This window comes from Candidimonas nitroreducens (assembly GCF_002209565.1).
GTDB lineage: Bacteria > Pseudomonadota > Gammaproteobacteria > Burkholderiales > Burkholderiaceae_B > Candidimonas > Candidimonas nitroreducens.
The window spans coordinates 130095-143242 of sequence record NZ_NJIH01000014.1; the positions used below are offsets into that span (position 1 = coordinate 130095).

Sequence of the window (13148 nt, forward strand, 5' to 3'; positions counted from 1 at the left end):
TTGTGAATATATTAGAGGCATGCCACCGCGTGCGTCAAGGCCAATTCCTGCTTGACGCATTAATTTTCAACATTTTATAATGTCTTCATCTGTGAATGATCGTTCTTGTATGTGAATTTATAAATCGAGGGGTAAATGGACACTCGGAGTCAGAATCAGCCCTTGCCCTGGCAGGGGGTGGTTACAGAAGAAGAGCTCGCCATCTACGGGGCGGCGGGGTTCGGCAAGCGCTTCCAAGGGCAGATCAGGCCTGCGTTGCTGGTCATCGATGTGCAGTACCGGTCGGTGGGCCACGAGCGCCTTCCCATCATGGAGTCGATACGACGCGAATATCCCACCAGCTGCGGTGAATATGGCTGGCGCGCCGTGCCGCACATCGCGCGCCTGATCGACGCATTCCGTCTGCGCAAATTGCCCGTCATTTTTCCCCACGTCGCGTACAAAGAGCATCACGACGGGCAGCGTTTCGCCGACAAGGCTCCTGCCATCATGGGCATACCGCAGCGAGGCTATGAAATGGTTCAGGAATGTGCGCCGCGGCCCGGCGACATTTTGCTGCCCAAGCATCACGCCAGTGCCTTCTTCGGCACCCCGCTGGTCAGCTATCTGACGACGCAGGATGCCAATTGCGTCGTAATCTCCGGAACCACGACCAGCGGCTGCGTGCGGGCCACGGCCGTCGACGCGTCTTCCTATGGCTATCACGTCGTCGTGCCGCACGATGCCGTCTTCGATCGGTCGCAGACTTCGCACGCGGTCAACTTGTTCGACATGAACAGCAAATATGCCGATGTGATGTCCACCGAAGAGGTTCTGTCTTTGTTGGCACCCGTCCAGGCACAGGGAGCATGAGTATGCAGTACAGGAAGCATGTATTGATCGCGGGGGGTGGTATCGGCGGCTTGACCGCGGCGCTGGCCTTGCTGCGGCGCGGTTTTGATGTGTCTGTCTTCGAGCAGGCCAAAGAACTCAAAGAGATCGGTGCGGGGGTTCAGCTCGGGCCCAACGGTGTCCGGGTGCTGTACGAGCTTGGCTTGGAAGAACAGGCGCGGCGTCTGGGCGTGGATGCCCAGGCCAAAGAAGTGCGCGTCTGGAATACGGGGAAAACCTGGCCGTTGTTCAATCTGGGGCAAGAATCGATGAGCCGCTACGGCGTTCCGTACTTGATGATGCACCGCGCCGATCTTCACTCCATGCTGCTTGCGGCCACGCGTGAAATCAAACCCGATGCTTGCGTGGTCGACAGCCGCGTCAGCGGCTTCGAGCAGGATGCGCACGGAGTGGTTCTGATCCTGGAGGACGGCAGAAGGATACGGGGCGATGTATTGGTGGGGGCGGACGGTTTGCATTCGGCCACGCGCAAAGCCTTGTTCGGCCCGGACAGTCCCAAATTCACAGGCGGCTGCTGCTGGCGCGGCATTATCGACACCGAAAGCCTGCCAGAGCACTTGCGCCGGCCTGTGGGCGTCAATTGGGTGGGCCCCAGTGGCCACGTCATCCTGTACCCGGTTCGCGCGGGCCGGTTGCTCAATTTTGTGGGCCACATCGAGCGCGACGACTGGGCCGGCGAGTCGTGGACTGAAGAAGGCCGCGTCGAAGACTTGCGCGCGGATTATGCCGGTTGGCATGATGACATCCAGACCATCGTCGGCCACATAGGAATCCCTTACAAGTGGGCCCTGTTTCTGAGAGAGCCGCTGGAATGCTGGTCCAGGGGCCGCGTCACGCTGCTGGGGGACGCGTGCCACGCCACTCTGCCTTATTTGGCGCAAGGCGCCAACATGGCCATCGAGGATGGAATGGTGCTGGCGCGTGCCCTGGACGAATTCGACGACGCGCCGGAAGCGCTGCGGCGCTACGAGGCTGCGCGCAAAGAGCGTGCCACGTGCATTGTCACGAAATCGTCCGAGAATCTGGGCCGCTTTCACAATCACGCTTTGCTGGATCCCGACGCGGCCGACGATTATGTCGCGTCGGAGTGGGCGCCGGACAAGATCCGCGACCGCTACGAGTGGATCTTGTCCTACGACGCCGTACATGTTCCCTTGGCGTGAACTGCATCACCCGGTGCAGCACGCCGCCATTGCATCAAAACATTCAACATAACAGGATGGACTTATGAGACAAATCAAGAAGGTGATCGCCGCGGCGGCCATGCTCGCCCTTAGCAGTGTTGCCTTGGCGGGCAACGGCCCGGGCGGCTATCCGTCCGAACCCGTGCGCTTCATCGTGTCCTTTGCGCCCGGCGGCGGCACGGACGTCGTGGCGCGCCTGGTGGCGGCAGAGCTGTCCAAGCGCATGGGGCAGAGCGTCATCGTCGAGAACAAGGCGGGCGCCAGCGGCATCATCGCCTCGCAGTATGTCGCGCACGCCAATCCCGATGGCTATACCTTGCTGATAGGGGGCAGCGGCCCGATGGTGTTCAACCCCATCACCCGGAATTCCCTGCCTTATGATCCCGTGAAGGATTTCGAGCCGGTGACGATACTCGGGTCGTATCCCATCGTGCTCATATCCGGCCTCAAAGAACCGTTCAAATCGATAAAAGACATGGTTCAGTATGCGAAGAGCCATCCGGGCGTCCTCAACTACGGGTCTGCCGGCTATTCTTTCCAGGTGCCCACGGAATATTTCGCCTCCCTTGCCGGCATCAAGCTGACCCAGGTGCCTTATAAAGGCTCGTCCGAGGCGGCCCAGGCCTTGGTTGCCGGAGACGTGCAGCTTTTCAGCGCGGACATCGGCCCGGGTGCTCCTCTGGTTTCGTCGGGACGAGGCAATGCGCTGGCGGTAACGTCCGCCGAGCGCAATCCCATACTTCCGAACGTGCCTACGCTTGCCGAATCCGGCTTCCCGGGGTTCGATTTCTCGCTTTATTCGGCAGTGGCCGCGCCCAAGGGAACCCCGGCGGCGATTGTCGATTATCTGCAAAAAGAGCTGAACGCCTCCCTGCATTCTCCTGCCGTGTCCAAGAGGCTGGCTACCATGGGCATCAAGCCGGAAGGCATGCCGCCGGCCGACGCCGCGGCACGGTTTGCGCGTGAGATCAAGATGTTCCAGCCGATCGTGGACAAGCTCGGCATCAAGACCAACTGAGCGGGCGTGTCGTGAAGCCAAGCGCATTTGCCTATCGGCGTCCGGCAAGCCTGCAAGAGGCCTTGAGCCTGTTGGAGCAGGGCGACGACGTCAAGATTATTGCCGGCGGCCAGAGCCTGGTGCCGGCGATGAATCTGCGCATGGCCACACCCGGCGTGCTGGTGGATCTGGCGGGCATCGAGAGCTTGTCCGCGCTGAATGTCGAAGACGACGGCAGCCTGTCCGCCGGTGCCATGGTTGCACATAACCGGTTTCTGCGGGATGCGCAGGTCGGCGCCGGCTGGCCGGCCATTCCTCTGGCGGTGAAGCATGTGGCCCACGAGCAAGTCAGGAATCGCGGCACGATAGGCGGCAGCCTTTGTCACGCGGATCCGGCTGCCGAATGGGCCGCCGTCTGTCTGTTGCTGGACGCGGAAATGAAGCTGGCCGGCCGGCTGGGCGCACGAGTCCTGCCGGCCGGCGAATTCATCAAAGGGGTGTACGAGACGGCGCTCGAGCCTGGGGAGGTATTGTGCCAGGTACGCTTTCCGGCACCCCTGCGCGGTTGGCGCTGGGGCTTTCACGAAATCGCCCGCCGCCGCGGCGACTTCGCCATGGCGGGCGCCCTGGCCGGGCTGGCCATCGATGACAGCGGCTTGATCAGCGCCGCAAGACTCGTCGTGTTTGCCGCCGAAGATCGTGCGCGGCGCCTCGATGCGGCGCTGGTGGGCGTGGTCGGATGCAAGCCGGATGAAATCGATCCCGATCTGGCCGGCCTGGCAGCCGCAGCGGAAGTCGACCCTCGCTCGGACTTGCACGCCTCGGCAGCGCTGCGCTTCCATTTGGTTCATTCGTGCGTGGTGCGTGCGCTCGTCGAGGCGGCGGGAAAGCCCGCAGGAGTACGAAATGACTGACCTGTATGACGTCGAGCTGAGGGTGAATGGCCACGCGGTCTCGCGCAAGGTGCCGGCGCGCCTGACCCTTGCCGATTTCCTGCGCCAGGATCTCGAATTGACGGGGACGCACGTCGGCTGCGAGCATGGCGTGTGCGGCGCCTGCACCGTATTGCTGGACGGCGATTCGGTACGTGCCTGCCTGATGTTCGCCGTGCAGGCGCAGGGCCGCGAGGTGACGACCATAGAAGGCCTGACCCCCGCTGACGGGCTGTCGCCCCTGCAGCAGAGTTTTTGCGAGCATCACTCCATGCAGTGCGGGTTCTGCACGGCGGGAATAATCGTAACTGCCGAGGCCTACCTGGCCCAGGTAGACCACATCGACGCCGCTTCGGTGCGCCAGGCGATGTCGGGCAATATATGCCGCTGCACCGGGTACCTGCCCATCGTAGAGGCGGTAATGGAAGAGGGGCGGCGACGCGGGCTGCTGCGAAATGAAGAGAGCTAGCAATGAAATGATCGGCAAGGCGGTGACGCGCCGCGAGGCGCCCCGCTTCGTCAGCGGCCGTGGCCACTATGTCGACGATGTGCGCAGGCCCGACATGGTCTACGCCCGTGTCGTGCGCTCGGCCGTTGCCCATGGCGTGATACGCGGCATAGACGGAAGCGCCGCAAAGGCGCTGCCGGGTGTCCTGGCGGTCGTCACCGGCGCCGAGATCGCGCATCTGCTCAAGGAAATCCCGCAGCGGGTGTGCGCATTGCCGGGCATGGAAAATTTCCTGCAGCGTCCGCTGGCGGTGGATCGCGTCCTGTATGTAGGCGAGCCCATAGCCGTGGTGGTGGCCGAAGATGCCTATCTCGCCGAAGATGCGGCCGAGTGCGTCGTGGCCGACATCGAGCTTCTGCCCGCGGTCGTCGATGCCCAGGACGCATTGCGTGACGAGGTATTGCTGCACCCCGGCCAGGGAACCAATAGATCCACCTCCTATGAAGTCGGTTTCGGCGATATCGATCAGGCGTTCGGACAAGCCGATCTGGTCGTCAGCGAGCGCTTCTACGTGCACAGGCATAGCGCCTCGCCCCTGGAGTGCCGGGGGCTTGTGGCGCAATGGGATGCGGCGCTGGGCCACATGACGGTATGGGGCGCCGCCAAGGTTCCGTTTGCCAACCGCAGCATCCTGGCCGGCATGCTCGGCTTGCCGGTCGATCGCGTCGACATGATCGAGTGCGACGTGGGCGGCAGCTTCGGCGTCCGGGGCGACTTCTATCCCGAAGATTTCCTGGTGCCGTATCTTTCCCGCCGGGTCGGACGCCCCGTCAAGTGGATAGAAGACCGGCGCGAAAGCCTGATGGCACTGAACCACTCGCGCGAAACCTATTGCGATCTGTCCATGGCGTTCAGTCGCGATGGCGTCATGCTGGGCATGCGGGGCCGCATGGTCGCCGACAACGGCGCCTACGTTCGCACCAATACCGGGGTGATGCCCGGCAAGGGAACGCAATTCCTGGCCGGGCCCTATCGTATTGCAGCGACTTCGTTCGAGGCGATCTCGGTTTGCACCAATAAAACGCCGTCGGGCACGTATCGCGGCCCGGGGCGCTACGAGTCGACCTTCTTTCGCGAACGGCTCATCGACATGGCGGCGGCCAAGCTGGGCATCGACCGCGTCGACATCCGATCCGCCAACCTGATTCTTCCCGAGCAAATGCCTTATAACGCCGGAGCCCTGGTTCCCGGCATGGGCCCGACGATCTATGACTCGGGACAGTACCCGCAGGTGTTCAGGCATGCGCTGGACGCATTCGGCTGGGCGCAGCGCAGCCAGCGCTCGGGCACGCTGCAGGATGGCCGCTATATCGGCGTGGGCATGGCGTGCTTCACCGAGTCCACGGGCGGTGGGCCCGGCGAATACGCGCGCCTCACCCTGCGCAGCGATGCGTGTTTCGACCTGGCGCTGGGCGCGGCCAGCGCCGGCCAGGGACATGAAACGTCGATGGCGCAAGTGCTGTCGCAATGCCTGGACGTGCCCATGGAGGCCGTACGGGTATATCACGGTTCTACGACGCTGCTCGATGCGGGCTTCGGTGCCTACCATAGCCGCAGCGCGGTGATGAGCGGGGCCGTGACCCACAAGGCGGCCCGCGCGATGCGCGAACTGTTGATCTCGCGGGCCGCCCACAGGCTGGGTCGCAGCGAGGGCTCGCTTGAATGGCGCGACGGCTGCGTGGTGGGCGCCCATGACGGCGCCAGCTTGCTGACCCTGGCCCAGCTGGCCGAAGGCATTGCGCCTCATGCCGATCCGACCGAGCGCGGCGCGGTCGAGGTTGATGCCAAATACATGTCGGATCAGTTGACCTATACCTTCGGCGTACAAATGGCCGAAGTGGCGGTCGACCCCGACACCGCCCAGGTAGAGGTGTTGGACTATTACTGCGTCGAAGACCTCGGCCGCGTCATCAACCCCGAGATCGTGCACGGGCAGACCATCGGGGCGGCGGTGCAGGGGCTGGGCGGCACCTTATTGGACGAGTTCATTTATGACGACAGCGGGCAATTGCTGACCGGCACGTTTGCCGACTATCTATTGCCCACCAGCACGGATTTTCCCGTGGTGCGCGGCGAAACGCTAGAGCTGGCCCAGTCGCCCAGCAATCCGCTCGGGGTCAAGGGGGCCGGAGAGGGCGGCATCATTGGAACTGGCGCCGCCGTGGCCAATGCCGTTTCATCGGCGCTGGCGGCGGCCGGGGTATCCGTGACGGCGCTGCCCATATCCATGAAAAATCTGGGGGCGCTGCTGGAACAGGCGCGAAACAAAGAAAAGGGTGAAGAGATGAAGGTGCAGGGCGATTATCTGTTGAGCGCCGGCCGCGACCGGGTCTGGGCGGCGTTGATGGATCCCGAAATCCTGAAGGCATCCATACCCGGATGCCAGAGCATGAGCGAAACCGGCCCCCACGCCTACGAGATGGTGGTCAAGTCCAGTATCGGGCCCGTCAGCGTACGCATGAAGTCGACCCTGCAGATGCTGGATATCGTCGATCGAACCTCCTATCGCCTGTCGGTGCAGGGCAATGCCGGCCCTGCGGGTTTCGCCAAGGGGGAAGTCCGCATCCGCATCGCCGACGCCTCGTCTGGCGGCACGCGGCTGGATTATGAGGCCTCGGGTGATATAGGCGGCAAGCTGGCACAGGTGGGCGCGCGCCTGATCGAAGGCGTTGTGGCGAAGATGACGGCACAGTTTTTCCAGAACTTCCAGAAGCAGCTTGGCGAACCCGCGGTCGCGCCAGCCGGCTCGCCGGCTGGCGCGGCGGCCCGGCAGGCCTCGATATGGCCGACCTGGCCCATGGTGCCCTGGCTGATCGCGGCGGCTGCGCTCGGGGCGGCTGCGGCCTCCTTGATCATGTGTGCGATGCGGGGCTGATGTGATGCAAAGTTTATATATGGATGGCGGCCATTTCAGGGTCAACGGCATCCGCCAGCACTATCTGCGCTGCAAGGCCCCGGGCCTGCCCGTAGTGATCGTGCCGGGCATCGTCAGCCCTGCTGCTTTGTGGCTGCACGTGGCCGAGGCGCTGGCCGGCGACGGCTACGACGTCTGGATCGTCGACGTGCGCGGCCGGGGCCTTAGCGAGCAGGGGCCGCATATGGACTACGGACTGGACGCGTGCACCGACGACTTGCAGGCCTTCCTGCCGGCGGCGGGCTTGTCGCAGCCCCTTGTCGTCGGGCATTCCATGGGGGCGCGTATCGGCGCGCGACTGGCAGCCAGGTCAAGCGCCATAGGCGCTTTGGTCATGCTGGATCCGCCCGCCAGCGCGCCGGGCGGGCGGCCCTATCCCATTCCGGCCGAACGCACGGCAAACCTGCTGCAGGCGGCGCGGCGTGGCGAAGCCGAAGCCTATCTGCGCAGGCCCGGTGTCGCGCAGTGGCCAGAGCCGCTGCTGCGGCAGCGCGCCCAGTGGCTGGCCAGCTGCGATCCACGCGTGATCGAGCCCGCCTACCGCGATTTCCATGAGCAGGATGTCTATGAAGACGTGGCGCGGGCCAGCTGTCCGGTGACGCTGGTGGCGGCGACCGCCAGCGGCGTCATCAACGAGGCAGAGATGGCCAGGTTTCAACGAGTGCAGCCTGCGCTGGCAGTCGTGCGCGCCGAAGGCGCCGCGCATCAGCTGCAGGCTGAAAATACCGACTTGTGCCTGCGCATATTGCGACAGATATTACCTAAGGGGGTTCGGCACACATCATGACGGCTTCATCGATAGTGGATTTCGACCTGGTCGAGCTGTTCCTGGAAGAGCTGCGGCTGTGCAAGGTAAGCGAAGGCGAGCAGATCGCCATCCTGAACGCGGGCGCTGAGTGGCCCGACTATGTGCAGGCCCTGCTCAAGGCGGCGGGGCGCCTGGGGGCCCAGGCCTTCAATGTGAATGTCCAGCGCGACCAGACCCTGCGGGCGGCGGTGCAGGGCCGCCATCCGTTCGCGGGCAGGGAGCTGCTGCTGGATATGCTGAAGCGCTGCGATATGGTCGTCGACCTGGTCGGCCTGCTGTTCTCGCGGGAACAGCTGGACATGCAAAAAGCGGGCGTGCGCATACTGCGCATCATGGAACCGCCCCATGTATTGCGCGCCATGTTCCCCACGCGCGAACTGGCCCAGCGGGTCGAGCGCGGGCGCGAGATCCTGATGCAGGCCAAGCGCCTGCACATCACCTCGCGGTTTGGCACCGACATCACTTACGAGCTGGGCCAGTATCCGGTCATATCCGAATACGGCTATACCGACCAGCCAGGGCGCTGGGATCATTTCCCCTCGGGCTTCGTATTCACGCAGGGCAATGACGGACAGGTCGACGGAACCGTCGTACTGCGCCAAGGAGACATCCTGGCGGCGTTCAAGCGGTACCTGCAGTCCGACGTCGTTCTCACCGTAGAGCGCGGCTACGTCACGAAGGTGGAAGGCTCGGGCATGGATGCGGATCTGCTGCGCACCTACGTGGCCGGCTTCAACGACCCGAGGGCCTATGCCATTTCGCATATAGGCTGGGGCATGAACGACGCGGCACGCTGGTATCACTTCGAGGCGACCCGCAGGCTGCATGACGAGCACGTCATGAACGCACTGTCGTTCTACGGCAATGTGCTCTTTTCGCTCGGGCCCAATGTAGAGCTGGGCGGCACCAACGATACCGCCTGCCACATGGATATCCCCATGCGCGGCTGCAGCCTGACCCTGGACGGCACAGAGATCGTCCGCGACGGCGATGTGGTGCACCCCGAGCTGCGGGTAGAAAAAGCCGTCAATCCGCCGGGGTGGTAGTCCCGGCGTGATGCCGGGCCGGCCCGCATTTCGCGGGCCTATGCCCGGCGCCGCCGCGGGCGGAAGATCAGGTACAGGATCAGCAACAGGACGAGCCCGGCGATGACCAGCCCGACGCGCGCGACCAATACCAGGTCGACTTGCGGGCCAGGCCCGGCGGGCGCGCCTTTGCGCAAGGCGGCGACCTGTTCGGCCGTGACCTTGCCGGCCGGATTGCCGTAAGCCTGCATCAGGTAGTTGCCCAGCGTCGCGACCTGCGCGTCGCTCATGACATCGCGAAAGCCGGGCATGACCACGCCGTTGCCTTGCGCCGGCAAGTGGATGCCGTCGAGTATGGTCAGCACCAGGTTGTTGGTCTGGAGCCGGCCGGTGGCCGTGTTGTGGAACAGCGCCGGCAGGCCGCCCTTGAAGCTGCCCTGGGCCTGCGCCTGATGGCACGAGGCGCAATGCGCGTCGTAAAGCTGGGCGCCGGTCATTTGATCCGGGTTCGATGGCCATGCGGCCCCGCGCACGGTGTCCAGCTTGTCGGACGCGCTGCCCCAGTCGAACACGGCCTTGGTGTCGGCGGCCTCGTGTATGGCCGGCACTGATTTCAGGTAGACGGCGATGGCCTTCAGGTCATTATTGCTGAGGTGCCGCAGGCTGAAATCTATGGCTTCCATCATGGGGCCCGAGGCCTGGGCCTTGGCCGTATGCCCGGTGCTCAGGTATTCGATGATTTCCTGCTCGCTCCAGCCGCCCAGGCCGCTATTGGCGTCAGAGGTGATATTGGGGGCATACCAGGGCCCGACGTAGGCGCCGCCCAGATCTTGCGAGGCGTCTTCGGCCATGAGCGTGTTGCGCGGCGTGTGGCAGGCCGAGCAGTGCGCCAGGCCGCGAACCAGGTAAGCGCCGCGGTTCCAGAGTTCGCCCTTGTCGGGCACCGGCTTATAGGGCTGGTCGTCGAGGAACAGCAGGTTCCAGCCGGCCATGGCCAGCCGGATGTCGAAAGGGAAGGGCAGCTTGGTCTCGGGTGCGCGGGTGTCCACGGGCGCGACGCCGTGCATGAAATAGGCATACAGCGCCTTGACGTCGGCATCGCTGACCTGCGCATAGCTGGTGTACGGCATGGCCGGGTACAAGTGTGCGCCATCGGCGCGCACGCCTGCGCGTAGCGCACGGGTGAACTGCTCGAGCGTGTAATTGCCTATGCCCGCGGTTTTGGACGGCGTGATGTTGGTGGAATAAATGTCGCCCAGCGGCGAGGCCAGGGCCAGGCCGCCGGCAAAAGGCTTGCCGCCGTGCGCGGTGTGGCAGGCCATGCAGTCGCCGGCGATGGCCAGGTACTTGCCCTGCTGGACGAGCTGGGCGTCGGAAGCGGATGTGCCGGCGGCCCGGGCTTCCAGGCTCGGGCAAAGCGCCAGCGCGGCCAGGCTCAGGGCAAGGCCGGACAGCAAGCGTGTCATTGTCTTCATGTGGGCCACCTTTGCATGACTGATCATGACTGCACGGAAGCGGAGCCGCCGCTTTGCCCGCCCAGGATGTGATGCACGGTATGCAGCGCCAGCGCCAGGCCGTTCTCGGTGGAATTACAGGTGCCGGCGGTAGGGATGACGCCGGTGCCGACCATGTACAGGTTTTCGTGGTCGTGCGCGCGGCCCCACTTGTCGACGACGGATGTGGCCGGGTCATTGCCCATGCTGAGGGTGCCGCATATGTGCTGGTTGTTCGCGTATTCGCCGTCGCGCGTGTAGCGCAGATTGGTGCCGCCCATGAGTTCGGCGATGCGGCGGAAGTCGTCCAGCGCGCGGATGGCGCCCTTGTGCGTGTATTCGTCGATGAAGTAGTGGGCTTCGGGCTTGGGGATGCCCATGCCGTCTTTCTGTGAGCTGAGGGTAATGCGGTTTTCGGGGTGCGGCAGTACTTCCAGCACCGTTTTCACGTTCAGTTCGCGCGCGGCGCTGTAGCGCAGGCGGCGCTTGAATTCGGCGCCGTAGACGCCGGCTGCGATCAGCGCGGTGGTGGCGCCGTCGACCCGGGATATATTCGTGAAGTCGAGCCGGTAGGGCGCATGTTCCTTGCGGAAATCGCCGTCGCGCATGGTGTTGATGGAGCTGGGGCTTTGCGGGCCGCGGCCCAGCCAGACGTCTTCATCGGCGTCGAAGGTCAGCGAGGTGCTGGGGTGATCCATCAGGTGCCGGCCCACCATGTCGCGGGCGTTGGCCAGGCCCTTGGGGAATTTGTCGCTGCTGGAAAGCAGCAACAGCCGCGGGCTTTCGATGCCGTTGGCCGCGACGATGAAGGTTTTTCCGGTGACGCGGTGCGTGCCCTTGTTGGGATCATAGTAAAGCGCGGCTACCACGCGCCCCTTGGCATCGCTTTCCAGCTTGTAGACGTTGGCGTTGGGCACCAGCTTGACGCCGGCGGCCTCGGCCTTCGCCACCGCGCGGCCGCCGTTGAATTGCGCATCGACGGGACAGATGGGCTGGCAGCTGTTGTTGCCGACACAGGCGGGGCGCCCGTCGTAGGGCCGGCTGTTGCGCGCCGTGGTATTGGTGACGACTTTGTAGGCGGGGTCGAGCCGTTCGCGTATGCGCCGCATGGCGTAGGGTTCGGCCACGGGTTCCATGGGAAAGGGCTTCTTGCGCGGCGAGCCGGTATTGTCGGCGCCCGAGACGCCCATGATTTCTTCGGCCTCTTGGTAGAAAGGCTCGAGCCCATCGTACGAAACCGGCCAGTCCACGCCCACGCCGTACAGGGTGTGGATGCGGTGGTCGTTGGGCACATTGCGCCAGGCGTGCGCCGCCCAGTGCCAGGTGGTGCCGCCCACCATGCGTATGTATTCGGCCGGGTAGGGATAGGGGCCGGCCTGTATCAGGTAGCCGTTGTCTTCCGGCTTGTAGACGGGGTGCGGCGCCCATGGAGAAAACGGGTATGGCGACATCCAGTCGCTGCGTCGCGGCGAGTTGCGGAAGTTCGCCACGATCTGGTCGCGGCTGTAGCGCGGGCCGGCCTCGAGTATGAGAACGGAGGCGCCGGCCTGGGCGAGCTTCATGGCCGTGAGCGAGCCGATGAGGCCCGAGCCGATTACGACGTAGTCTGCGTTGAGTGACTCTGCCATGCGCGCTCCTTATAGGGGTTTGCGTGTCCAACTGCCGTAAGGGCCGTATGCATAGGTAGGGGGCTTGAGCACGTCGGCGACGAATTGCGCGTTCAGGGCATGCTCGTAGGCGACGACGCGCGCGTTCGCGCCGCTGCCGATCACGCCCAGAAGCCATGCCGTGGCGATTTTGCGTGGCAAGGGGGCCAGCGGCGATTTTTCGTCGTCGAGGGTTTGCTGCAAGTGCATCGGGTCGATCTTGCGCTCGTCCACCAGTTTGAGCAGCGCCGCGGCGGCGTCCGCGAACCCTGGCTGTTCAGCGCTGAGCCCCTTGAAGATGCGCTCGGCCATGCCGGCGTCCAGCGACTGGCGGCCCGCAATAATGGCCGACAGGGCCAGGAAGGCGCCGTGCTGGCCGTTCTTGACCGGTTGGGCCAAAGCCCAGGGAATCAGCGTTGCGGTATAAGCGCCGACGAACCCGGCCAGCAGGCGCCGGCGGCGTGTCGACGGGAGGGATGGATCCGGCTGCCTGGCAGACTCGTGCATGTACAACCCCTTGCTGTGAGCTTGGACGGCGGAACAGGAATGGCTACTTCAAGTACCAGATCATACGCCTGTGTGCCGGATATTCAGATACCCCGTGTTCAGTTTCCTAGCCGCGGCGTGCGGAGCCGGCGCCGCGCATTTCCGCGCCTTCGTCGGGAGACAGGCGGTAGAAGTAGAACAGCGAGCACCAGGTCAGGGCCCCCACCACGATGAATGCCGGCGAGAAGTCCGTGGCGCCCAGGG

Annotated in this window: 11 protein-coding genes; 8 read left to right on the plus strand and 3 right to left on the minus strand. The window is 64.2% G+C overall.

Going from position 1 to position 13148, the window contains the following annotated elements; genetic code table 11:
- Positions 1–135 precede the first annotated feature (135 nt).
- The 8 genes from CEY11_RS22080 (at position 136) to CEY11_RS22115 (ending at position 9280) form a co-directional block, all read left to right on the plus strand.
- Positions 136–852 (plus strand): isochorismatase family protein, encoded by a 717-nt coding sequence (locus CEY11_RS22080; protein WP_088605589.1) that lies wholly within the window; start codon positions 136–138, stop codon positions 850–852.
- Positions 849–2054: an FAD-dependent monooxygenase gene (locus tag CEY11_RS22085; RefSeq protein WP_088605590.1), complete on the plus strand. Its 1206-nt coding sequence runs from the start codon at positions 849–851 to the stop codon at positions 2052–2054. Before CEY11_RS22080 ends, CEY11_RS22085 begins: the two co-directional genes overlap by 4 nt.
- A gap of 64 nt (positions 2055–2118) precedes the next feature.
- Positions 2119–3093: a Bug family tripartite tricarboxylate transporter substrate binding protein gene (locus CEY11_RS22090; RefSeq protein WP_088605591.1), complete on the plus strand. Its 975-nt coding sequence runs from the start codon at positions 2119–2121 to the stop codon at positions 3091–3093.
- Between the two features lie 11 nt (positions 3094–3104).
- Positions 3105–3986, plus strand: a complete 882-nt coding sequence (locus CEY11_RS22095) for an FAD binding domain-containing protein (RefSeq protein WP_088605592.1) — start codon at positions 3105–3107, stop codon at positions 3984–3986.
- A complete protein-coding gene (locus tag CEY11_RS22100) occupies positions 3979–4473 on the plus strand; it encodes a (2Fe-2S)-binding protein (protein ID WP_088605593.1) in 495 nt (164 codons plus the stop codon). Before CEY11_RS22095 ends, CEY11_RS22100 begins: the two co-directional genes overlap by 8 nt.
- Entirely contained in the window at positions 4460–7387 is a 2928-nt protein-coding gene (locus CEY11_RS22105; protein WP_088605594.1) for a xanthine dehydrogenase family protein molybdopterin-binding subunit, read from the plus strand. Before CEY11_RS22100 ends, CEY11_RS22105 begins: the two co-directional genes overlap by 14 nt.
- Before the next feature lie 4 nt (positions 7388–7391).
- The gene (locus CEY11_RS22110; RefSeq protein WP_088605595.1) at positions 7392–8213 is read left to right on the plus strand and encodes an alpha/beta fold hydrolase; all 822 of its coding nucleotides are present in this window, start codon (positions 7392–7394) and stop codon (positions 8211–8213) included.
- Entirely contained in the window at positions 8210–9280 is a 1071-nt protein-coding gene (locus CEY11_RS22115) for a M29 family metallopeptidase (RefSeq protein ID WP_088605596.1), read from the plus strand. The genes CEY11_RS22110 and CEY11_RS22115 overlap by 4 nt, the downstream gene beginning before the upstream one ends.
- 38 nt (positions 9281–9318) lie before the next feature.
- On the opposite strand, the gene CEY11_RS22120 is transcribed toward CEY11_RS22115, so the two are convergent.
- Genes CEY11_RS22120 through CEY11_RS22130 form a run of 3 tightly spaced genes read right to left on the minus strand, consistent with a single transcriptional unit; the run spans position 9319 to position 12905 of the window.
- The gene (locus tag CEY11_RS22120; protein WP_088605597.1) at positions 9319–10734 is read right to left on the minus strand and encodes a cytochrome c; all 1416 of its coding nucleotides are present in this window, start codon (positions 10732–10734) and stop codon (positions 9319–9321) included.
- A gap of 23 nt (positions 10735–10757) precedes the next feature.
- Positions 10758–12380: a GMC family oxidoreductase gene (locus CEY11_RS22125; protein WP_088605598.1), complete on the minus strand. Its 1623-nt coding sequence runs from the start codon at positions 12378–12380 to the stop codon at positions 10758–10760.
- A 9-nt stretch (positions 12381–12389) separates the two neighbouring features.
- The gene (locus tag CEY11_RS22130; RefSeq protein WP_088605599.1) at positions 12390–12905 is read right to left on the minus strand and encodes a sugar dehydrogenase complex small subunit; all 516 of its coding nucleotides are present in this window, start codon (positions 12903–12905) and stop codon (positions 12390–12392) included.
- Between the last annotated feature and the right edge of the window lie 243 nt (positions 12906–13148).

Excerpts from the sequence above, each read along its gene's own strand:
- CEY11_RS22080 (WP_088605589.1), top strand. The coding sequence starts at position 136 with ATGGACACTCGGAGTCAGAATCAGCCCTTGCCCTGGCAGGGGGTGGTT.
- CEY11_RS22085 (WP_088605590.1), top strand. The coding sequence starts at position 849 with ATGAGTATGCAGTACAGGAAGCATGTATTGATCGCGGGGGGTGGTATC.
- CEY11_RS22090 (WP_088605591.1), top strand. The coding sequence starts at position 2,119 with ATGAGACAAATCAAGAAGGTGATCGCCGCGGCGGCCATGCTCGCCCTT.
- CEY11_RS22100 (WP_088605593.1), top strand. The coding sequence starts at position 3,979 with ATGACTGACCTGTATGACGTCGAGCTGAGGGTGAATGGCCACGCGGTC.
- CEY11_RS22105 (WP_088605594.1), top strand. The coding sequence starts at position 4,460 with ATGAAGAGAGCTAGCAATGAAATGATCGGCAAGGCGGTGACGCGCCGC.
- CEY11_RS22110 (WP_088605595.1), top strand. The coding sequence starts at position 7,392 with ATGCAAAGTTTATATATGGATGGCGGCCATTTCAGGGTCAACGGCATC.
- CEY11_RS22115 (WP_088605596.1), top strand. The coding sequence starts at position 8,210 with ATGACGGCTTCATCGATAGTGGATTTCGACCTGGTCGAGCTGTTCCTG.
- CEY11_RS22120 (WP_088605597.1), bottom strand. The coding sequence starts at position 10,734 with ATGAAGACAATGACACGCTTGCTGTCCGGCCTTGCCCTGAGCCTGGCC.
- CEY11_RS22125 (WP_088605598.1), bottom strand. The coding sequence starts at position 12,380 with ATGGCAGAGTCACTCAACGCAGACTACGTCGTAATCGGCTCGGGCCTC.
- CEY11_RS22130 (WP_088605599.1), bottom strand. The coding sequence starts at position 12,905 with ATGCACGAGTCTGCCAGGCAGCCGGATCCATCCCTCCCGTCGACACGC.